This is a genomic window from Streptomyces sp. NPDC002577, from assembly GCF_053594815.1.
On the sequence record NZ_JBSFWK010000016.1, the window covers coordinates 1 to 21,195 of the forward strand.

Annotated in this window: 11 protein-coding genes; 2 read left to right on the forward strand and 9 right to left on the reverse strand. The window is 69.9% G+C overall.

Going from position 1 to position 21,195, the window contains the following annotated elements; all coding sequences use genetic code 11:
• Nucleotides 1-90 precede the first annotated feature (90 nt).
• Nucleotides 91-561, reverse strand: coding sequence for a hypothetical protein (locus ACWD4J_RS21465; protein ID WP_451397102.1), 471 nt, complete (start codon nucleotides 559-561; stop codon nucleotides 91-93).
• Nucleotides 562-690: 129 nt separating this feature from the next.
• Nucleotides 691-1,797: a glutamate 5-kinase gene (gene proB, locus ACWD4J_RS21470; protein WP_451397103.1), complete on the reverse strand. Its 1,107-nt coding sequence runs from the start codon at nucleotides 1,795-1,797 to the stop codon at nucleotides 691-693.
• A 408-nt stretch (nucleotides 1,798-2,205) separates the two neighbouring features.
• Between proB and ACWD4J_RS21475 the strand changes: the two genes are divergently transcribed.
• Complete coding sequence (locus tag ACWD4J_RS21475) at nucleotides 2,206-4,308, forward strand: hypothetical protein (RefSeq protein ID WP_451396998.1); 2,103 nt, start codon at nucleotides 2,206-2,208, stop codon at nucleotides 4,306-4,308.
• An 87-nt stretch (nucleotides 4,309-4,395) separates the two neighbouring features.
• On the opposite strand, the gene ACWD4J_RS21480 is transcribed toward ACWD4J_RS21475, so the two are convergent.
• Both ACWD4J_RS21480 and ACWD4J_RS21485 read right to left on the reverse strand, forming a co-directional pair.
• On the reverse strand, nucleotides 4,396-4,920 hold the full coding sequence (locus ACWD4J_RS21480; protein ID WP_451396999.1) for a hypothetical protein: 525 nt from the start codon (nucleotides 4,918-4,920) through the stop codon (nucleotides 4,396-4,398).
• Nucleotides 4,910-11,374 carry an RHS repeat-associated core domain-containing protein gene (locus tag ACWD4J_RS21485; RefSeq protein WP_451397000.1) on the reverse strand — a complete coding sequence of 2,155 codons (6,465 nt, stop codon included), beginning with the start codon at nucleotides 11,372-11,374 and terminating at the stop codon, nucleotides 4,910-4,912. Before ACWD4J_RS21485 ends, ACWD4J_RS21480 begins: the two co-directional genes overlap by 11 nt.
• Before the next feature lie 407 nt (nucleotides 11,375-11,781).
• Here ACWD4J_RS21485 and ACWD4J_RS21490 point away from each other — a divergent pair, with 407 nt between their 5' ends.
• Nucleotides 11,782-12,873 (forward strand): phage baseplate protein, encoded by a 1,092-nt coding sequence (locus ACWD4J_RS21490; RefSeq protein ID WP_451397001.1) that lies wholly within the window; start codon nucleotides 11,782-11,784, stop codon nucleotides 12,871-12,873.
• A gap of 65 nt (nucleotides 12,874-12,938) precedes the next feature.
• Here the strand turns inward: ACWD4J_RS21490 and obgE are convergent, their stop codons facing one another.
• The 5 genes from obgE to ACWD4J_RS21515 form a co-directional block, all read right to left on the reverse strand.
• The gene (gene obgE, locus ACWD4J_RS21495; protein WP_451397002.1) at nucleotides 12,939-14,375 is read right to left on the reverse strand and encodes a GTPase ObgE; all 1,437 of its coding nucleotides are present in this window, start codon (nucleotides 14,373-14,375) and stop codon (nucleotides 12,939-12,941) included.
• A gap of 127 nt (nucleotides 14,376-14,502) precedes the next feature.
• Entirely contained in the window at nucleotides 14,503-14,757 is a 255-nt protein-coding gene (gene rpmA, locus ACWD4J_RS21500; protein ID WP_030779398.1) for a 50S ribosomal protein L27, read from the reverse strand.
• A gap of 14 nt (nucleotides 14,758-14,771) precedes the next feature.
• Nucleotides 14,772-15,092, reverse strand: a complete 321-nt coding sequence (rplU, locus tag ACWD4J_RS21505; protein WP_067272111.1) for a 50S ribosomal protein L21 — start codon at nucleotides 15,090-15,092, stop codon at nucleotides 14,772-14,774.
• 256 nt (nucleotides 15,093-15,348) lie between these two features.
• Nucleotides 15,349-16,689, reverse strand: a complete 1,341-nt coding sequence (locus ACWD4J_RS21510) for a phospholipase D-like domain-containing protein (RefSeq protein WP_451397003.1) — start codon at nucleotides 16,687-16,689, stop codon at nucleotides 15,349-15,351.
• A gap of 239 nt (nucleotides 16,690-16,928) precedes the next feature.
• Complete coding sequence (locus ACWD4J_RS21515; protein WP_451397004.1) at nucleotides 16,929-21,131, reverse strand: Rne/Rng family ribonuclease; 4,203 nt, start codon at nucleotides 21,129-21,131, stop codon at nucleotides 16,929-16,931.
• Nucleotides 21,132-21,195 lie beyond the last annotated feature (64 nt).

Here is a 21,195-nt window from a genome sequence, read left to right on the forward strand (position 1 = left end):
CACGAGGGCGCTCCGGCGCCTTGCGATCGCACGCACCAGACACCGCGAGGCCCGCCCTCCGGGCGGACGACGGGAATTTGACGACAGGGCCTAGTAGGGATGGACGCCCACGGGCGCGGCCGGCAGGGGGCCGTGGCCCTCTGCGATGCGCTGGTGGTACGTGTCCCGGTCGATGACCTCCAGGCCGACGATCTCCCAGGGCGGCAGCTTGGCGGTCTGCCGGTGCTCGCCCCACAGGCGCAGCGCGACGGCGGCCGCGTCGTGCAGGTCGCGGGCCTCCTCCCAGTACCGGATCTCCGCGTGGTCGTTCGCATACCGGCTGGTGAGCAGGAAGGGGTGGTCGTGGGCGAGCTGCTCGAGGGCGCTGCGGACGTCCTTGAGCGGGGCCTCGGCGCCCGAGACGCTCAACGTGACGTGCCAGAGCCGGGGTGCCGGTGCCTCGGCGGCCCCGCCGTCCTCGTAGGTCTCCCCCGCCGCGACGCTGGTCAGGGCCCGTCCCTCGCCCACCGGACCGAAGGCACGGGGGGCGCTCCCGCCGCGGGCCGCCGCCCCTGGGCGCACTCGTCTCACGGCGGCCTCCTTCAGGCAGTGGTCGTGTGAACCTTTCCTGCACAGAAGTTGAGCAGGCCGAGGGCCGTCGTGTGGTGCTTTTACGGAACGTCCACCGCCGAGGGCGGGGCTTTCGCCCGTTTACGGGTGTAGTACGACCAGATCGTCCCGGTGTACGACCTCGCGTTCGTACGCCGGTCCGAGTTCCCTGGCCAGCTCCCGGGTGGAACGGCCGATCAGCTGGGGGATCTCCTTGGCGTCGAAGTTCACGAGCCCCCGGGCGACCGCGCGGCCCGTGGTGTCCCGCAGCTCGACGGGGTCGCCCGCCGTGAACTCGCCCTCGACCGCCGCGATGCCCGCGGGCAGCAGCGACTTGCGCCGCTCGACGACCGCGCGCACCGCCCCGTCGTCGAGCGTGAGCGCGCCCTGCGGTGCCGAGGCGTGCTGCAGCCACAGCAGCCGGTCGGCCGAGCGGCGTCCCGTCGGGTGGAAGTACGTGCCGGTGTCACGGCCTGCCAGGGCGTCGCCGGCGTCGAACGCGCTGGTCAGCACGACCGGGATGCCGGCCGCGGTGGCGATGCCGGCGGCCTCGACCTTGGTGACCATGCCGCCGGTGCCGACGCCAGCCTTGCCGGCACTGCCGATCTCGACGCCCTCCAGGTCCTCCGGCCCCCGGATGTCCGCGATTCGCGAGGTCCCGGGCTTGCTGGGGTCGCCGTCGTAGACGCCGTCGACGTCGGAGAGCAGCACGAGCAGATCGGCGCGGACCAGATGGGCCACGAGGGCGGCGAGCCGGTCGTTGTCGCCGAAGCGGATCTCGTCGGTGGCGACGGTGTCGTTCTCGTTGACGACGGGCAGCGCGCCCATCGCAAGGAGCTTGTCGAGGGTGCGCGCCGCGTTGCGGTGGTGGGAGCGGCGGCTGGTGTCGTAGGTGGTCAGCAGCACCTGGCCGACGCGTACGCCGTAGCGCGCGAAGGACGCGGTGTAGCGGGCGACCAGCAGGCCCTGACCGACGCTGGCGGCGGCCTGCTGCCGGGCGAGGTCCTTGGGGCGGCGGCGGAGCCCGAGCGGGGCGAGTCCGGCGGCGATGGCGCCGGAGGAGACGAGAACGATCTCCTTCTCGCCGCCGCTTCTGCTCTTGGCCAGGACGTCGACGAGGGCGTCGACGCGGTCCGCGTCGAGCCCGCCCGCCGCGGTGGTCAGGGACGAGGAACCGACCTTGACCACGACCCTGCGGGCGTCCGCCACTTCCTGCCTTGCCGCTGACACGCGCTACCCCACTGTTCCGACCTGCTCAGGTCCCTCTGTATCTCTTTGCAATCTACGGGAGAGCGGTTCCGGGCCGCCCTCGCATTCCGAGGGGCGGACGAGGGGGCGGACGAGGGGCGCACGGCGGCCGGGAGAAGAGGGCCGGCCACCGGAGGACCGGCGAGAATGACGGTGAGGGCGACTGAACAGGGCGTGAAGGTCCGCTGAGAAGAGAGTGAAAGCGATCATCAACTAGTGGTGTTTTCATCTACTTTGCGGTGATTGTTCTCACTCAAGATTGCTTGCCAGGGTGCGAAAGTCATACGGTCAGTGGTCAGCCTTTCGTCATGTCCGTCGACATGACCGCCACGCATCCCAGCATCCGATCCCCCGCCAGGAGCCCTGCCCGTGCCCTCAGCCGGACTAGCCACCCGCCGCATCGTGCAGCTCTCCGCGCCGTCCGCGATGTTCGCGCTGTTCGCAGCGCAGCTCGTCGGCGCGCTGCTGCCGAACATCCCGGTGTTCATCGCCGCCTCAGCCGCGGGTCTCGCATTCGACACGTATCTGCAGCACAGGCAGCCGGGAATGCTCTCGCTCCTTGCCAAGGTCCGCTTCGACGTCACCGTGCGCCAGCTCCTGCGCGACATGCTGATCGTGGTGGGCCTGCTGCACATCGACGGCGTCGACCCGCTGCGCGGGCAGTCCGCGCTCACCGTCGCGCTGCTCTGCGTCTACCTGCTGCACTTCGCCTGCCAGGGCGTCGCCGTGCTGGTGCGCCGCACGCGCACGCTGCCGATCGTCACCCGCAACATCGACGCCTCGGCGCTCCGGCTGACCACCGCGCCGCCGCGCATCCTGGCCCGCCGCTCCAGCCACCGCCTGCTCCTGTTCTCCATTCCGGCGACGGCAGGCCTGCTGATCACCGGGGGCACCAAGGCCGCGTACTGGGGCGGCATCGGCCTCGGTGTCTCGCTCGCGCTGATGCTCCTCGGCACGCTCCACCTGGGGACCTGGCTGCTGCCGAAGAAGCGGGCGAAGAGCGAGCAGAAGGTCATGGAGTGGCTGGACAAGTGGCTGGCCGACTACCAGCCGACGGTCGCCATGTACTTCTCGGGCGGCACGACCTCCGCGTACCAGGCGAACATGTGGCTCTCCACCCTCGCCGAGCTCGAGAAGCCGCTGATCGTGCTGCGCGAGCGGTTCATGGTGCAGAAGATCGACGCCACCGACGTGCCGATCATCTGCTTCCCGAAGGTCGCCACGATGTTCTCCCTGGAGAACTCGACGCTGAAGATGATGTTGCACCCGGCGAACTCCGGTAAGACCTCGCAGGTGCTGCGCATCCCCACGATCAAGCACGCCTTCACCAACCACGGCGAGAGCGACAAGCTGTCCTCCTGCAACCCGTACGCGAAGGCGTACGACGAGGTGTGGGTCGCGGGCCCGGCGGCGCGCGAGCGGTACGCGCTCGCCGAGGTCGGCGTCGAGGACAAGGACGTCGTGGAGGTCGGCCGCCCGCAGCTCGCGCCGATCCGCCCGTACGTGGGCCCGCCCACCGGGACGTACACGACCGTGCTGTACGCGCCGACCTGGGAGGGCTGGGACGGCAACCCGGGCAACACCTCGGTGGTTCTCGCCGGCGAGAACATCGTGCGGCGGCTCCTCGCCGACGACGGTGTGCGCCTGCTCTACAAGCCGCACCCGATGACCGGCTCCGTCGACCCGCGCGCGGGCGCCGCGAACGAGCGGATCATGGCGATGATCCGTGCGGCGAACAGCGAGCGGTCCGGTGCCCGTCCCGGCCCGGAGGCCGCCGCCGAGCTGGCCCGCCGCACCGCCGAGCTGGACAAGCTCACCTCCACCGCCTTCCGCGCCAGCGCGGACGAAATGGAGCGCATGCTGCTCCAGGGCGCCCCGAAGGGCGACCGCGACGCCGCGATCGCCAAGGCGACGGCGGCCTGGGAGACGGCGTACTGGTCGTCGTTCCCCGAGTGGGAGCACCAGATCATCACCGACGCCCGGCCGGCCATCTTCGCCTGCTTCAACCAGGCGGACCTGCTGATCAGCGACGTCTCCAGCGTCGTCTCCGACTGGCTGTCCAGCGAGAAGCCGTACGCCGTCGCCAACACCTCCGGCATGACCGAGGCCGCGTTCCGGGCGGGCTTCCCGACCGTGCGGGCCGCGGTGATCCTGACCCCCGAGGCGGACGGCGTCCCGTCGCTCCTCGAGGCCGTGCGCACCCCTGAGAAGGACGCCTTCATCGAGGCCCGCGCGGAGCTCAAGGAGCATCTGCTGGGCCCCTCCGACCCGCCGTCCCTGGTCCGCTTCGACGAGGCCGCGCGCGCCCTGTGCGCCAAGGCCGACGAGCGGCGCGCGCTGATGGCCACGCGCCTCGCCGCGGAGATCCCCTCGCCGCGCGGCGCCGCCGACGAGACGGCCCAGGAGTCGACGCAGGGTCTGGAGGACTCCGAGACCGAGGACAGCGGGGCGGAGGACTCGGTCAACGCGTAGCGCTCGCTGCCGACGTCGCCGACGCCCCTGACACCACGATCGTCGTGGTGCCAGGGGCGTCGGTCTGTTCGCTTCAGGGCAGGCGCCTCAGCATGAGTCGTCGGCCTGCTCCCGGAATGCCTTCAGGGACATGCTCTTTCCGTCGGCCCAGACCTGTCCCGGAGCGAGCTTCTCGATGTCCGACGTGCTGAAGGTGGCGACTCCGCGGTACTCGACGTTGTCGCCCTTGCCCGATGTGAAGTCGAGCGCGTAGCTCTTTCCGGGAGTCAGCCCGGCGGTGCCCAGCACGTCGGCACGCCAGTCGGTGGGAAGCGACGTGAGGCTGATGTCCTTCTCCCCTTCCAGCGGCTCGGGTGGCCTGCCCGTCCAGTACTTCGTTCCCTTGGGTTCGGTGCTCCCGGACTTCTTGTCGCCCAGACGCATGAGCTCGAGTGAGGTGATGGCGGAATCGGGACACGCCCGCAGCCGGGCCCGGATCTCTCCCCCCTGCGCCGCGTAGACGGCGATCAAAGGGCGCTCCGCCGGGCTGCACCCGGCCACGGCGAAGAGCGTGGCCACGGTGCAGCCCAGCAGCGCGGCCCTACTGCCGGGCCGCAGGCGGTCACGGAACACTCTTATAACCACCCCAATAGAGGTTGGCCTCGACCTCGAAGGCGTTCCCCAAGGCGGGATCCCCAGTCTTGATCTGCGACTTGGCGGCCTGGAACGCATAGTCGGTTTCGAAGTCCACGGAAGAAGAGTAACGAGCCCACTGGTCCGAATGGACCGCCTCGTGCCTCAGCAGGTCGGGACCGTATTTGTCCGCGTACTCCTTGCCCTTGAGGAGCATCAAGTCATTACGCCTGGTCTTCTGTTTCTCGAACAACCCGTCCTTCCCGTAGTAGAAATTCTTGCCGTGCGGCAGGAACAGCACATCTCCCACCGTCATCGGCTGGTCGCCCCCAGGCGAGCTGCCGTAACAGAGGACCTGGCTGGACTTGGCCTCGCACTTGCCTCCCGTCGCCATGTTGTAGGCGATGGCCTGTGCGTTGGCTCCGTTCAGGTCGTTCTCGATGTGGTATTTGCCTGTCACCTTGCGGGCCAGAGCGGTCTTCTTCGCGGTCCAGCCCGCCAGCTTCTCGGTCAGGTCCCAGATCTTCGCGAGGACGCTTCCCACCGGGTCGGAGCCCGAGTCGGAGTACGGCCCAGGTGTCGGCGAGGCGCCGGGGGACGGCGACGGCGTGGGACCGTCGCTCGAGCCTCCGCCGCCGCCTCCGCCGCCTCCGCCGTTGTCGGGGACGCCATCGCCGTTCTTGTCGTTCTTCGGGCATGCCACGCCGAACGCGGGACCGCAGGCCAGGCCCAGACCTGTCGGGTCGCTGTAGGTGACGGGGTTGTTGTCGGCGTAGCTGTACGCCGACAGGTTCTGCGGCTCATACGGCGAACTCAGCTGGTCGGGACTGAGGAACCGGCCGAGCTCCGCGTCGTACATGCGCGCCCCGAGCAGCGTGAGCGAGGTGCTGTCGTCCTCCGCCTTGCCGAGGAAGCCGCGGTCGAGGCCGGACGGCAGGTCGCCGCCGGTGTTGCGCTGCTTGCCGAACGGGGTGTAGCGGCGCCGGGTGATCACTCCGCCCATGGAGATCAGCAGGGTGGTCGAGGCCTGGGCGTCGCCCAGCAGCCAGGTCAGCTTGCCGCTCGCCGAACCGTCGTCCACGCGCATCGCGACCGTGGTGCCGGCCGCGGAGTAGAAGCGCGTCGGCGTGGCCGTGCCGGATGCGGTCTTGTGCACCTCGTGGCCCTCCAGGTAGAGCACGTTCTCGCTCTTCGAGGTCCGCAGCAGCACATTGCCCTCGGCGTCGTAGACGTATCCGGACACCTCGTCGCCGCTCGACTTCTTCTGTGTGACCTTGGTGACGCGGTTCTGGGCGTTCCACTCCAGTGACGACGTCACGCCGTCGACCGTGCGCGTGGTCATCTGCCCCGCGCTGTTGTAGACGTAGGCGTCGGATCCGGCCTTGGTCACCGCGTGCGGGTGGGCCTGCTCCGCGGTGTAGGAGGACTCGTCCGCGCTGTAGCCCGGATAGGTGTAGTCCTTGGTCGTGCTGCCGGCGGCGGTCGTCTCCGTGACCGACTGGATGTTGCCGATCGAGTCGTAGGTGTACGACGTGTCGTACGGGTCGAGCGAGCTGCTCAGGTCGGGCGTCGCCGCACCCGCGCAGCCGTCCGTGGCCTGCGTGGTCCAGGCCTGGCTGAGCCGGTTGAGCTCGTCGTACGTGAAGCACTCGCTCTGCTTGGTCACGCCGTCCGTGATGCCGGTGAGCTGGCCGCCCAGGTCACGGGCGAAGGAGTCGTTCTGCGCCACCGTGGTGGTGGACCCCGTGGTCACCGTCGTCTTCACGTTCGCCAGCAGGCCGGTCCCGTCGGTGTCGTTGTAGGTGTAGGCGCGGCTGACCGTGGCGTCGGACCCGCTCGCACCGAAGGTACGGGCGTTGAGACGGCCCACGGCGTCGAAGCCGATCGACGACTGGTAGGTGGCCAGCGGGCTGGAGACCTTGTCCGGCAGGCCCTGCGCGGTGTAGGAGGTCGTGACGGTCTCGGCGGGAAGCTTGCCGATGGCCGGGTAGGTCACCGACGTCATGTGGTCGGCGAGGTCGTAGCCGAAGGTGAACTCGTAGGTGCCGGCGAGACCCGACCCGTCGTCCGGGATCGTGTTCTTCTTGCCCGTCACCCGGCCACGGCCGTCGTATCCGGTGACCGTCTGCGTGTACGCCTTGCCGTTCGAGTACGTCGTGGACGTGGCGAGCTGTCCCGCGCCGCCCGACGCGGTGTCGTAGGTCAGCTGCGTCAGCGTCGTCGTGCCCTGCTTGAGCGCGGTACGGCGGTGCAGAGTGTCGTACTCGTAGGTCAGCGTCGCGTTGTTGGCGTCGACGGTCGTCAGGAGCAGGCCATTGTCGTCGTAGGTGGCCGACGACTTTCCGGCGTCCGGGTCGTCGGCCGACATGCGGTCGCCCAACCAGTTGTAGGTGAACTCGGTGGTGTTGCCCTTGTCGTCGGTGATCTTCTGCAGTCCGCCGCTGCGCGTGTACTCGTATGCCGTGGACGCCGGACCGGTCGGGCCGTGCTCGACGACCTGCGTGGTCTGGCCGAAGACATCGGTGTACGTCTCCGAACGCTCGCCGGTCGCCGGCACCACGGAGGTGTAGTCGCCGAAGTAGTACGTGCGGCTGTGGCTGACGGGCTGCAGCGTGCCGTTGACCAGGAGCTGGGACTCCGTGGTGCGGCCCGCCCAGTCGATGAGCAGATCCGTGTAGGACGGCAGATCGGCCACCGTCGGCAGCACCATCCCGGAGCCGGCGGCGCTGGAGTTGTAGAACGCCGCCGACGTGCCGGTGACATTGCCGGAGGTGTCGTAGCGGGTGGACGTCACGGTGCGGCCGCTGCCGTCCGGCGCCGTCGACTGCTTCTCGCGGCTGCGGCCCAGGCCGTCGGCGTACTCGTACGTGTTCACGAACGTGGTGCCCGACTGCAGCACGCTGGTGGTCACCTTCGGGGCCCCGGTGATCGTGTCGGGCACCCCGTCGCCGTTGGTCGCGGTCGGGATGGTGTAGGCGAACTTCATCGACGGGGTGCCGTCGGGGTAGTTGCCGATCTCGGTGGGCTTGAAGACCTGGCTGTACCGGCCGACGGAGTCGTGCACGACCCGCGTGGTGCGGCCGTTCGGGTCGAGGATCCGGTACGGCGTTCCCCACAGCCGGGACGACCAGGTGGTCGTGGACATCGCCGTACCGGAGCCGGAGCCGTCGGGGTCCGGGGTGGTGACCTTCACACCGTCGGTGGGCCAGGTCGTGTTCGGCGAGTAGGTCGTCGTGGTCTTGTTGTTCTTGCCGTCGTACGTCGCGACGACCCGGCCGGCGCCGTCGTAGTCCGACTTGGTGGACCGGTAGACGCCGGAGGCCGTGTAGGAGCGCACCTCGGTGGGGTTGCCGTCGGCAAGGCTCGCGTCGTTGTTCGCGACCGACGTCGAGCCGTCGTAGAAGGTCTCGGTGAAGGCGTCCTGGTTCGCCGAGCCGCGCGAGGCGCAGTCCGCCGCGTAGTGGCGTCTCTCGTCCTCGAGCACCATCCAGCGCTTGACGTCCGAGTCCGGGAAGTTGGCGGTGCTGTAGGCACGGCCGTAGGTGGTGCACCGGTTGTCGGCGAAGTCGGACAGGCCCCAGTCGTTGGTGCGCAGCGGCAGGCCGTAGGTGGTGCTGGTGGAGGAGGTGTCGTCGTACTCGTCCTTGACGGTGTGCTCGCGCCAGCCGGTGGAGGTGAGTTCGTCCGTCGTGGTCTTGCTGTCGCGCACGAAGCGTGCGTCGGGCAGGCCGTCGTAGGTGGCGGTGGTGTGGACCCAGTACTCCTTCAGCGCCCGCTCGTGCGAACTGCCGTCACCGTCACGCTTGCTCGTCTCCACGGTCTTGCCGGCGAGCCAGGCGGAGTCCGTGTATGCGGTGCCGAAGCCGTCCTTGACCGTGACGCTCCGCGTCGCCGAGGAGTCCGTCTTGGAGGTGCGGTCGCCGTCCAGGCCGCGGTAGAGCCAGTAGTACGTGGACGCCGAGTTGCTCTTGGTGCCGGTGAAGACCTCCACCTGCTGATAGCCGCGCCAGTCGGACCAGGTCTCGTCGTCGTCACTGGCCAGCGGGTCGTTGGTGAACCGCCATCCCGCCCCACCGTTGTACTCGTACCGCGTGGTCATGGTGGGGTCGCCGTCGCTGTCGGCGCCCTGGCCAACGCCCGGGTCGACCGAGACCTGCGTGACGAGGTACTTCTTGAACCAGCCGGTCTTGGCGTCGCTCGCGCCCTCGGGCGTCCACTTCTGCCAGAAGCACAGCTGGGTGTTGGACGACTGACTCGGCAGGTTGTCGATGTCGCAGGCGTCCGGCTGGCCGTAGGTCACACTCGTGACCGCGCCGAGGTCGCCGTAGATCTTGGTGACGCGGCGGAAGTTGAGCAGGCTGGAACCGACCTGGTTGTCCTTCCAGTCACCGTTGAAGTTGATGACCGGAAGGCGCAGGTCGGGGCCGTCGCCGTAGCCCTTGCGCTGGATGTAGTCGAGCCAGAGGGTCTTGCCGACGGTGCCGTCCGGGTTCGGCAGACCGTGCTTGGTCTGGTACTGCATGCCCGGATCCCACGTGGTGCCGCCGTCGTTGCTGACGAAGGTCTTGATGTCCCACAGCATGTCCGTGGTGAAGAACGTGGGGTAGTACGTCATGCCCGCGCAGTTGTAGTCGGCGTCGGTGCCGTCGCACATGAGGTCGGTCGGCACGTCCGGATACGACTCCGGGTTGCTCGATATGCCGGGGCACGCCGCCGGCTCGTCGCCGAGCGGGTCGTTCTCCGCCATGCGCTCCACGCAGCGGCCCACGTGGGTGAGCTCGACCTTGGCGGGCAGCAGCGCCCCGCTGATCTGGGAGGCCCAGCCGTACTCGATCTTCGTCAGATAGCCGCCCGCGTCGTACTCGCGCGCCTTGTCGGCGTTCGCGACCGAGCGGTAGTGGTTCTTCTGCTTGTCGTAGAAGTAGGCGTTCTCGACCTCGTTCGGGTCGACGACGCGGTCGAGGTTCCAGCGCCAGGCCTGCGTGCACGGCTCGGGGAACTGGCCGTTGCACGGCTCGCCCGCGTTGTTGCCGACCACCGGCATGGTGTACACGGAGTTGGTCGCGGCATCGTTGCGCTCGCTGCGGCCCCAGCCGAAGTAGTAGCGCATGCCGTCCTGGGTGGAGATCACCCAGTACTCGTCGTCCGAGCCGTGACCGTCCGACAGGTGCTGGACGCGCCAGCCCGGGTCGTCCTGCACATGGTACGAACCTGTCCCGTTGCCGTCCTGGACGAGCTGCGACGAGACGCCGTTGAGGTTGATGGTGTACATGGCGCCGTTGGGCTCGAGGCCCGTGTTCGGCGAGTCCCAGCACATGTCGCCGATCTGCGACAGGCCGTCCTGCGAGCAGTTCTTGTACCGCCGCTCGATGAACCCGACCTCGAGGTCCCAGCCCATGCCGACCCAGGACGCCTGGTTGTTGGTCGCCGAGGTACGGCCGTCCACGGACTGCGAGTTGTACGACAGGGAGAGGGAAGGCGTCGCACCGAACGGCGCCTCGGGCAGCTGGATCGGAACGTTGTACGTGAACGCACCGGAGCCGGTGGACACCGCCCAGGTGCCGGTGGGGTTGAGCGTGGAGGCCCGGTAGTCGCCCTCGTCGGACGAGGAGCCCGTGGTCAGGGCCAGCACGGTGGCCTCGGTGGAGGCGGCGGCCACGGCGCTGCTGAGCAGTGGCGTCTGGTCGGTGGTGGCGGTCGCCGAGGGGTCGGCGTCGGCGAACACCGTGGCCGAGAGTGTTCCCGACTTCTCGTCGTTGGATGTCTGGACGAAGCGCCTGGTGTCGGGTGAGCAGCCCTGCTTCTCCGGCGTGGTCAGCGCGCACGCGGGCATCTGGACCAGGCGGAGCCGGGAGGCGAAGTCGCCCCCGTAGGCGTACTCGAAGCCCGAGTAGTCGATGGACACGCGCACGGGTCCTGGGGTCGGCTGGTTGTCGGTACGGGTGACGCGCAGGCCCATCCCGATCCCGCCGACCGGCTTCACCTTCGCCCGGTCGAGGACCTCGACGTCCACGCCCTTCGGCGCCGGGGTCGAGGGCGCGACCTGGTTGCCGGACAGGGCGCCCGACTTGGCGCCCTTCTTCCGCGCCCCGAACTCGGCCTGCGGAGGTGTGCCCGCAGCGATGGCCTGCGCGGCGGTGGGCTTCTGCACCGTCACCACAGCGGCCTCGGCGGCCTCGCTGCCGCCGTCGGCGTCGACCACCGCTCCGGACGGCGCCACGGCCAGGGCGTTGCCCGGGGTGGCCCGGGTCAGGTCGACGGCGCCCTCGGCACGCTTCGGCCAGGTCGTCCGCCGCGGCTCGGTCATCGTCGACTCGGCCTGCTGCTCGGGCACGGCCTGAGCCTGGCGCGTCGGCACGCTCTTGGTCGTGTCCTCCGGCTTGGCCGCGTCGACGACGGCGGCGAACGCCGGCGTCGATATCAGACCACAGAGCAACACGCTGGATACAGACATGACAAGTCCACGTCTGACCGATCGCCCCACAACCCCACCCCCGCACCCCATGCACACGAGTGCCCGACGAGTCCGGACACAGGAACGCCGTTCGCCACGCCGAACACACAACCAACACAAGGCGAACGCACTTGGGGCGGGAGAGTAACGCAGCGATCACGCAATTCCAACGCCCATAAATCAGCCCCGACCGGGCAGGCCGACGTAAAGGAGGCGTAAATTCAGGCCCTCTGGACGCACACCGGAATGCGGCTCCGTTCGGCGGCCAACTCCCGCTACCCAGCCCGAATTCCAGGTGCTTTAATGACCCGCCACAACCGGGACCCGACCCCCGTCGATCACGGATGCCCTTTTTGCACACGGGGGAGCGGATCAAGGCACTTTTCCATTACGGGGGTTCCAGCACCATGCTCGACCGCAGGCAGATCCTGAGACTGGCCGGAGCCGCCCTGGGCGTGGCGGCCGTTCCCGCCGTTGCAGTCATGTCCGCCCAGGCCGTCACCCGCGCCTCGCGGTCGGAGGACGCAGAACCGGGTGCCGTGACCGCCACCAAGCGCTTCGACCTGAGCGACCCCTCCGATGTCCTGCTGCGCGAGATCGGCCTCACGGGCACCCGGGTCCTTCAGTCGTTCGCTTTCGACAACACGCGAGGCCACCTTTTCACGGTGCAACTGGTCGACGGCGGCCTTCGACTGCCCGGCGAATCCCAGACCTACACCGGGGCCGAGCGCGAGGCCAATGGAGACCTGTGCCTGACGCGACTCGACACATCCGGGCGGATTCTCGGCACCATGTATCTCCGCGGGTTCGGCCACGGCGTACAGATCGGCGTCGAGTCCACCACTGCTGGGAGTTTCCTGTGGACGGAGACAAAAGCCGTCCAGTCGCAGAACTCAGACGGCACCTATACGGGGTGGGGCAGCCGTCTGGCACGCTTCAAATTCGCAAACGGAACGGTCCTGACGCCGGATTCCCCGGCGATCACCCAGTACAGCCTCGGGGACGGGATCGACCGGACCACGGTGGCCCTCGACCCCGTCAACAACCGGCTCACCGTGCGCTGCCGGGTGAGCGGCTCCTTCCGCTACCGCCTGTACGACCTCGCCGCGTTCAAGAGCGGCGGCCGGACCGCCCTCGCCGACGTGGCGCAGCCCGCCGACCTCCAGCCCGGGTACAGCGACACCTTCCAGGGCTTCGCGACCTTCGGCAGCTATCTGTATCTCCTCGCCGGCACCCAGTACGGCACGGACGGTTCGGTCGAGCCGGACGGCAACACCTACATCACCTGCGTGGACTGGAACACCGGCAGCGTGGCCGAGCAGAGTCTCACCAAGGCCGGGTACTCCCTCCCCTACCGGGAACCGGAGGGCATGGCGATCCAGGTCCCCGACCCGAGCAACCCGCAGGGGGCACGCCTGTGCAGCGGCTTCGCCTCCGTCACGTCCGACACGGACTCGCGGAAGAAGGCCAGCATCTACTACAAGGACCTGCTGGTCTGACGTGAGCGGGAAGGCCGACGGCGGCCCAGAGATCCGGCCGCCGCCGTCGCCGTCTCGAGGATCCTTTAGAACGGCTCGAAGTCGTCGAACTCCTGCTGCGCATCGTCCCGCTCCGCCTGCCGGTCCTTACGGCGCTGCGCGGCGGGGCGCGGCGCCTCGAACCGGTGGTCCTCACCGCGGCGGCCCAGCATCTCCGCGCCGGCCATCAGCGTCGGCTCCCAGTCGAAGACGACCGCGTTGTCCTCGGGGCCGATGGCCACGCCGTCGCCCGCGCGGGCGCCCGCCTTCATCAGCTCCTCCTCGACACCGAGGCGGTTGAGGCGGTCGGCGAGGTAACCGACGGCCTCGTCGTTGTTGAAGTCGGTCTGGCGCACCCAGCGTTCGGGCTTCTCGCCGCGCACGCGGAAGAGGCCGTCGTCCTCGAGCGTGACCGTGAAGCCCGCGTCGTCCACGGCCTTCGGGCGGATGACGATACGCGTCGCCTCCTCCTTGGGCTTCGCGGCACGTGCCTGCGCGACCAGCTCGGCGAGCGCGAAGGACAGCTCCCTGAGGCCGATGTGCGCCACCGCGGACACCTCGAAGACGCGGTAGCCGCGCTCCTCCAGGTCCGGGCGGACCATCTCGGCCAGGTCCTTGCCGTCCGGTACGTCGGTCTTGTTGAGGACGACGATCCGCGGGCGGTTGTCGAGGCCGCCGTACTGCCTGAGCTCCTCCTCGATGACGTCGAGGTCGGAGACGGGGTCGCGGTCGGATTCGAGCGTGGCGGTGTCCAGCACGTGCACGAGGACGCTGCAGCGCTCCACGTGCCGCAGGAACTCGAGGCCGAGGCCCCGGCCCTCGCTGGCACCCGGGATCAGACCGGGCACGTCCGCGATGGTGTAGACGGTGGCACCGGCCGTGACCACCCCGAGGTTGGGCACGAGCGTCGTGAAGGGGTAGTCGGCGATCTTCGGCTTGGCGGCCGAGAGGACGGAGATCAGGGACGACTTGCCCGCGCTCGGGTAGCCGACGAGCGCCACGTCCGCGACCGTCTTCAGCTCCAGGACGATGTCCTGCAGATCGCCGGGCTCGCCCAGCAGCGCGAAGCCCGGCGCCTTGCGGCGGGCCGAGGCCAGCGCCGCGTTGCCGAGGCCGCCACGGCCGCCCTGAGCCGCCACGAAGGACGTTCCGTGGCCCACCAGGTCCGCGAGGACGTTGCCCTGCCTGTCGAGCACGACCGTGCCGTCCGGCACGGGCAGGACGAGGTCCTGGCCGTCCTTGCCGGACCGGTTGCCGCCCTCGCCGGGCTTGCCGTTGGTGGCCTTGCGGTGCGGGCTGTGGTGGTAGTCGAGGAGCGTCGTCACGGACTGGTCGACGACGAGGGTCACGTCACCGCCGCGCCCGCCGTTGCCGCCGTCGGGACCGCCGAGGGGCTTGAACTTCTCACGGTGGACGGAGGCACAGCCGTGACCTCCGTTACCCGCGGCGACATGCAGCTCGACGCGGTCCACGAAGGTGGTCATGGTGGGGTGCCTCCAGCACTTCAGTACGTACGGAATGTCTCTTCAGTAACAAGCGAAAGGCGGACCCGCTTCCCAGCAGGGAAGTGAGGTCCGCCTCGCTGAAGAACCGTTCTTCGGCTGCCTGAGGTCAGGCGACCGGAACGATGTTCACGACCTTGCGGCCACGGTGGGTACCGAACTCCACCGCACCGGGCAGCAGCGCGAACAGCGTGTCGTCGCCGCCGCGGCCGACGCCCGCGCCCGGGTGGAAGTGGGTGCCGCGCTGGCGGACCAGGATCTCACCGGCGTTGACGACCTGACCGCCGAAGCGCTTCACGCCGAGCCGCTGAGCATTCGAGTCGCGACCGTTCCGAGTGGACGATGCGCCCTTCTTGTGTGCCATGTCTCCTCAGTCCCTTACTTCGCAGCCGTGGGGATCTCAGTGACCTTGATCGCCGTGTACTGCTGGCGGTGGCCCTGACGACGGCGGTAGCCGGTCTTGTTCTTGTAGCGCAGGATGTCGATCTTCGCGCCCTTGGTGTGGTCCACGACCTCGGCCTGAACCTTGATACCGGCCAGCACCCACGGGTCGCTGGTCACGGTGTCGCCGTCGACGAGCAGCAGGGTAGAGAGCTCTACCGTGTCGCCAGCCTTGGCAGTGGAAATCTTGTCAACCTCAACGATGTCGCCGACAGCAACCTTGTGCTGCCGACCACCGCTGCGCACGATGGCGTACACGCGGATCTCTCTTTCTGGCTCGAAACGGGACCCCCGCAGTCCAGCCGCCCGAACAGACAGCCTCTCCCTGGAGCTCGGAATCCGCGGCAGAACCTTGGAATCCTCGGCATCCGGGAGGAAAGGGTTTACAGGGGTGGGGCGCATCAGTGGACACGCCGACGGTCAAGGTTACGGGGCCCGAAGTGAGGGGTCAAACCGGGCCCTCCCCGGCCCCGCCCGCACCTCACGTCAGGCCCCGTCCCCAGCCTCAGGTCGTCTACTTCTCGCCGTCCTGCGGCAGCGGCTTGACGCCCTTGCACAGGTCGGTCGTGTCGGCGGTGCCCGGCCAGGCGACCGAACGCACCCGGTCGAAGTGGGCACGGTACGCGTCGTGCACCGAGTCGTCGTCGACCTTGACGATCGTCTCGTCGTTCTCGCGCAGCGCCGGTCCGGTGTAGTTGCCCGACCCGATGAAGCTGACCTTGTTGATCTTGCCGTCGTACATGCCCTCGACCAGCAGGGTCTTGGAGTGGATGATGAACGGCGTCGTGAGCTTCTTGGTGGAGTCCGTGGGGTCCCGGTCGTCGTTGTAGCAGCTCACGGAGGGGCCTCCGGTCGTGTGGAGGGCCTCCCAGGTGCCCTTGGACCCCGAGCTCTTGAGGCTGTCCGTCTCGGCGTAGACGATGCTGACCGAGCAGCCCGCCTTCTTCAGCGAGACGAGCTTGTCCGCGACGGCCTGCCGCGTGAGCTTGAAGATCGCGACGCGGATCTTGGTGCTCTGCGTCACGCCGGCGGAGTCCTTGTACGTGCACTGCACGTTGTTCAGCACCGAGTAGACGGTGTCGGAGTCCCGGGTGGAGCCGGCCCGCGGGAAGAAGTACGCCTTGTACAGGCCGTTGCTGACCGAGCGGTAGTCCCACGCCGCCCAGTTCTTGCCGACCATGTCGGTGAAATAGTCCGCGTACGCGTCGTACATCGTGGGGTTGTTCGGCAGCAGCAGCGCGTCGTTGAAGAACCTGGTGTGCGCCGACGGCGTGGAGTTCGACGTCGTCTGCATGACGACGTTCGTGGCGCCCTCGACCGCCGAGAACAGCCAGAACTTGTTGTGCATGATCGACACCCCGTCCTTGGGGTCGCCCAGGCAGGACTTGTCGACGGGGCAGGTCGTGACGTACGACGACAGCTTGGTGTTGGTGCCGAGCGCGGCCGCGAGCGTGTTGTACGAGGTGTTCGTGGGCCGGTCGCTGATGCTGGACTCGTCCAGCAGGATCTGCACGTTCACACCGCGGTTCTTGGCGTCGACCAGGGCGTTCACGATCGTCGCCTCCCACACGTGGTAGACGGCGACCTTGATCGTCGAACCGGGCAGGGCGGCGTTGGTGAGCTGGACCAGCCGGGTGCGGATCGCGTACTGCTGATCGGTGGTGCCCAGCGGGTCGTTGAAGATCGGCCCCTCGGTCCAGGTCGGCGTCTCCGCGGCGCCGGCCGTTCCCGCCGTGCCCACCGCCTGGATCCCCGCCGCCGACAGCACGGTGGCCAGGGCCACCGCCTGACGTCCGCCCTTCACCGGCTTCACGGCACGGTGACGTCCGGTGCCCTTCAGGCGCACGTGCGCCATCGGCCATCCCCTCCCCTGGCGCAGGCGTGGGTTCTCCCCAACTCACGCGTGCGCGTTGTTCATTGCGAGTTCATACGACGGATGAGTTTTACACGTAATTGACTGAGCTCCAAGAGGCGGGGTGGCCTGGCGGGGGAGTTGTACCCCTTTGAGGGATCCGCGCTCTGGCGTGCGGAAACGGCGCTCCGGAGGGCAGCCCGACGCCCCCTGTGCAGCGCACAGGGGGCGTCGGTCGAGCGTCAGGCCTCGCTCGTGGAGGCCGTGACGGTGGACGGCGTCTGCTGCTCCGCCGCCGCGGTCTTCTTGACCGCCGACTTGGCGGTCGCCGCCTTCTTGGCGGCCGTCTTCTTGGCGGCCGTCTTCTTGGCCGCCGTCTTCTTCGTGGCAGCCTTCTTCGCGGTCGCCTTCTTGGCCGTCTTGCGCGCCGTCTTCTTGGCGGCGGCCGGAGCGGCCTCCTCGGCGGCCACGTCGCCCGCCGGGGCCTCGGGCTGCTCGCCCGCCGGCGCCGGCTCCGCGGCCGACGGCACGACCACGACGGCCGCATCCTCGGACGCGGTCGGCGCGGTCTCCTTGCGGACCGCACGGCGCCGCGGACGGGCCGGCGCTGCCGGAGCCGCGGTCTCGGCGACCGGCTCGGGCACGGTCTCGGCCACCACCGGCTCGGGCTCCGCGGCCTTGGCCGTCTCCGGGACGGTCACCTCGCTGACGTCCGCGCCCTTCGGCGAACCGGCCGGAGCCGTGGCCTTCCGGGTCGCCCGGCGACGCGTACGGCCCTTCGGCGCGGCCTCCTCCTGCGCGGCGGCCGGAGCCTCCGCCTCGGCCGGGGCGACGGCCTGCTCCTCCACAACGGGAGCAGCGGACACGGCCGGAGCCTGCGGAGCCTCGGCCGCAGGCGCCTCAGCCACAGGCGCCTCGGGAGCCCTCCTCTCCACCCTGGTGGGCGAGCCGGCCGGAGCCGACGCCCGCCGGGTGGCGCGCCGACGGGAGCGACCGCGGGTGGCCGCGGCCTCCGCCTCGGCGGCACTGCTGTACAGCTCCTCGTCCGGTGCGAAGCCCGGCGCGGGCAGGGCCACCGGCGCCGCGACCTCGGCGGCGACCTCGGCAGCCGTCTCCGCCTCGGCCTCCAGCTCCGTCACGACGGCGGCCTCCACCACGGCGGTCTCCGCCGCGGCCTCGGACACCTGCTCGCCGCCACGGCCGCGCTTCTTGCGCTTGCCGCCGTTCCCGGCGACGGACGGCTGCTCCATGTGCACGATCACGCCGCGCCCGTTGCAGTGGACGCAGGTCTCCGAGAACGACTCCAGCAGACCCTGGCCGACCCTCTTACGGGTCATCTGGACGAGGCCCAGCGAGGTCACCTCGGCGACCTGGTGCTTCGTACGGTCCCGGCCCAGGCACTCGAGCAGGCGCCGCAGCACGAGATCGCGGTTGGACTCGAGCACCATGTCGATGAAGTCGATGACGACGATGCCGCCCAGGTCGCGCAGGCGCAGCTGGCGGACGATCTCCTCGGCCGCTTCGAGGTTGTTCCTCGTCACGGTCTCCTCGAGGTTGCCGCCCTGGCCGGTGAACTTGCCGGTGTTGACGTCGATCACGACCATCGCTTCGGTCTTGTCGATCACCAGCGAGCCACCGCTCGGCAGCCAGACCTTGCGGTCCAGCGCCTTCATCAGCTGCTCGTCGATCCGGTACGTCGCGAAGGCGTCGACCTCGGAGGTCCACCTCGACAGCCGGCCCACGAGGTCGGGCGCGACGTGCGAGACGTATCCGTGGATCGTCTCCCACGCCTCGTCACCGCTGACGATGACCTTGGAGAAGTCCTCGTTGAAGATGTCGCGGACGACACGGACGGTCATGTCCGGCTCGCCGTACAGCAGCGTCGGGGCGTTGCCGTTCTTCGCCTTCTTCTGGATGTCCTCCCACTGCGACTGCAGACGCTCGACGTCGCGGCGCAGCTCCTCCTCGCTCGCGCCCTCGGCGGCGGTGCGCACGATGACGCCCGCGTCCTCGGGGACGATCTTCTTGAGGATGGTCTTCAGACGCGCGCGCTCGGTGTCGGGCAGCTTGCGGCTGATACCGGTCATCGACCCCTCGGGGACGTAGACCAGGTAGCGGCCGGGCAGCGAGACCTGGCTGGTCAGGCGGGCGCCCTTGTGGCCGATGGGGTCCTTGGTGACCTGTACGAGGACCGACTGGCCGGACTTCAGGGCCGACTCGATGCGCCGCGGGCCGTTGGCCATGCCCAGTGCCTCGAAGTTGACCTCGCCGGCGTACAGGACGGCGTTGCGGCCCTTGCCGATGTCGATGAAGGCGGCCTCCATCGACGGCAGCACGTTCTGCACCTTGCCCAGGTACACGTTGCCGACGTACGAGGTCGACTGCTCCTTGTTGACGTAGTGCTCGACGAGCACGTTGTCCTCGAGGACGCCGATCTGAGTGCGGTCGCCGTTCTGCCGGACGACCATCACGCGCTCGACGGCCTCGCGGCGCGCCAGGAACTCGGCCTCGGTGATGATCGGGACGCGGCGGCGGCCCTGCTCGCGGCCCTCGCGGCGGCGCTGCTTCTTGGCCTCGAGACGGGTCGAGCCCTTGATGGACTGCACCTCGTCGGAGACGGGCTTCTCCTTGCGCGGCTCGCGGACCTTGACGACCGTACGCTCCGGGTCGCCCTCGCCCGGCTCCGTGTCGACCGGCGCGTCACCGGCGCGGCGACGGCGACGGCGGCGACGGCGGGTGCCGGCGGAGCCGGAGGCCTCGTCGTCGTGCTCGTGCTCCTCGGCGTCCTCCTCGACCTGCTCGGCCGTGTCCTCGGCGTCCTGTTCGGCCTGCTCCGCGGCGAGCTCGTCGGTGTCGACCTCGCCCGACTCGGACTCGGCGGACTCGCCACGGCGGCGACGGCGGCCACCGCGGCGGCGGCGACGGCGCGAGCCGGTCTCCTCGGCCTCCTCGGCCTCGGCGATGTCCTCAGCCTCGATGTCCTCGGCGGTCTCCGGCTCCTCCGGCTCCTCCGCGATGCCGGGCTCGACGGCCTCGGTGGTCGCGGGTGCCTCGTCCGCGCCCCGACGGCGGCGGCGACGGCGCGGACCGGCGTCCTCCTCGTGCACCGCCGCCACGTCCGGCTCGGCGGTCTCGGCGGACTCCTCAGCGGCCTCGGCGGCGGCTGCCGCCGCGGCGCGCTCCGGGGTCTGGAACATCGGCTCGGCGAAGACGGGAGCCTGGAAGACGGCCACGGCAGGCCGTGCGGGCCGCCGCTGGGCGGCGGGGCCCTCCTCCTCGTCCGCGACCGGAGCCGCTGTGCGCGTGCTCCGCCCGGCCGGCTCGGAGAAACCACTGGCGGCCTTACGGGTCACGCGACGCCGCGTACGCCGGTGAGCGGCGCCCTCGGCATCGGTGACCTGCTCCTGCGCCGGGACGGAGGCAGCGGCCGGCACCTGCACCGGCTCGGCGGCCGGCGCCTGCGGCGCGGAGGCAGCAGCGGGGACCTCAGCGGACTCCGGCGCCGCCGCCTGCTCGGCGGCCGGGGCCTCGGCCTCCGGCGCCGCAGTCTCCTGTGCTGCGGTCTCCTCGGCTTTGGCCTCCTCGGCGGGTGCGGAGGTGCGGCGCGTGGCGCGACGGCGCGTACGCCGCGGTGCGGCGTCGTCGGGCGCCTGCGCGGCAGCCTCGACCGTCTCTTCGCCCTCCGGCTGGTCGGTGGCCTCGGGCTGGTCGGCGACCTCAGGGGCCTGCGGTGCGCCTGCGGGCGCAGTGGCCCGACGCGCACGGCGACGCGGCGCAGCAGCCTGAGCGGCGGGTTCCGGAGTCGGCTCCTCCGCCGTCTGCGGCTGACCGTCGGCGGCGGCCTCGGTGGTCACGACCGCCTGCGCGGCCCCGGCCTGCTCATCGGCCACGGCCTTGGGTGCCCCGGCAGGCGCGGTGGCCCGACGGCCACGACGGCGTGGCGCCGCAACCTTGGCTGCGGCCTCAGCCGGCTCCTCCGCCGACTCGGTGTCCACGGTCTCCTCGCCCACGGGTGAGGCGGCCTCAGCGGTCACGACAGTCTCGGCGGCCTCGGCGGCCTCGGTCTCCTTGGGCGCCCCGGCAGGGGCGGTGGCACGGCGTGACGCCCGACGGCGCGTACGCCCGGCGGCGGCAGGCTCGGAGTCCTCGGCCGCGGCCGCGGCCACGACCTCGGTGGCCTCGATCGCCTCGGCGGTGACCACGGCCTGCTCAGCGGCGACGGCCTCATCGGGCTCGGTCACGGCTGACGAAGCGGACGCCTCTGCCGGTATGGCCGGGACCTCACTCAGCGCCTCAGCGGCCTGGGAGGTTTCCCCGGCCCCGGCGGCCGCCACGGGCGGACCTGCCGGGCGCGACGCAGCGCGGCGCCTACGGCGCGGCGGCAGCGTGTCGCTCGGGGTGTTGTTGTTGTCGGAGCCCTTGACGGGCTCGATCGGCTCGAGCATGCGGGCGGTTCTCCCGTCAGGCTCCCGGGCGCCGCACCTGGTCCGGTGACGTCCGCGGCTCGCG